Annotated in this window: 1 pseudogene; it reads right to left on the reverse strand. The window is 61.7% G+C overall.

The features are described 5' to 3' along the window. Positions 1-281 precede the first annotated feature (281 nt). A pseudogene (locus tag G3480_RS26805) lies at positions 282-986 on the reverse strand (IS1634 family transposase); the annotation flags it as partial. Positions 987-1,111 lie beyond the last annotated feature (125 nt).

The following is a 1,111-nucleotide window of genomic DNA, read 5'->3' on the forward strand; positions in this document are numbered from 1 at the left end:
TCCTCGCTGGCTCCTCAAAAACGACTGGGCTCAACGGCTCAATAGTTTCCTACCGTCGGAAATTCGGGAATGCGCCCCCGTGCCTGCGCCTCTTGGCGTTGGTGCAGCGCAACCGTCAGGTTAGCCTTCTATTCCGCCAGGGCATCCAGCATGTCGGCGCGCATCCCCTCCCGGGAGACCGTCTCGTCGATCTCGAAGGCGACCTTGTCCACGGCGAGCCAGGTCACAAGACCGGCGCCGATGCCGCACGCGATGGCGTAAAGCCGTCATTCCGCACCCCGTCAGCCGCTTGCAGAATATATCGCCACATAGCGCGGCCCGAGCAGCTGCAGTAAGACGCTGTGGTGTTGCTCGACGTGTAGCACGATCTGCTCGACGTGCTCAACGACCAGCACATGGATCCCTTTGAAATATTGGAACACCCAACGCGCCGTGCGACGCGCGGTGGGCTTGCCGGTTTGATCGGGGACGGTGGCCTGCTCGGCCTTGAGGACCTCGCGGATACGCTGCTCCAAGGCGGCGTAGACCAACAGGCACAGGGTCATGACCATCATCAGGGCCATGATGCGCTCGGGCTTCTTGAGGTAGAGCGTCGCGGCCTTGAACATCGGATCCTTGAGGAAGCGAAAGCCACGCTCGACCTTCTGCTGGTCCTTGTAGGCGGCGATGAGATCCTCATCACTGAGGAGGTGCTCATCGAGCTGGTTGGTGGCGAGGATGAAGCAGCTCTTGCGCTCGAGGCGGCGCTGCCGCTCCTGCACTCGCGAGGCGAGCGCGCCGACGATGCGATAGACAAAGAAGTCTGGCTCGCGTCCCTTGGCCGGGCGCCCCTTGCCCTTGAAGCGGGGCAGCGCCTCGATGTGGGTCTCACCGAGCATCGCGATCTTGAGGGTGCTCTCGAAGCGCGCCAGGGCCTTGAGCGCATCGGCCTCGCAGGCGAAGTCGGTGTTGCACAGGCGCTCGAAGTCCTTGAGTATAGTGGACCCGAAATTTGAGACAGCCCTCTAAGCGTAAAGTGAAGACAAGCGGAGGGGTGAGATGACGCGCAAACGCTACAGCAAAGACTTCAAGGCCAAAGTGGCTTTGGCGGCGATCAAGGCACAGCAAACAG

Origin of the sequence: Thiorhodococcus mannitoliphagus, assembly GCF_010915725.1 — a bacterium.
Lineage (GTDB): Bacteria > Pseudomonadota > Gammaproteobacteria > Chromatiales > Chromatiaceae > Thiorhodococcus > Thiorhodococcus mannitoliphagus.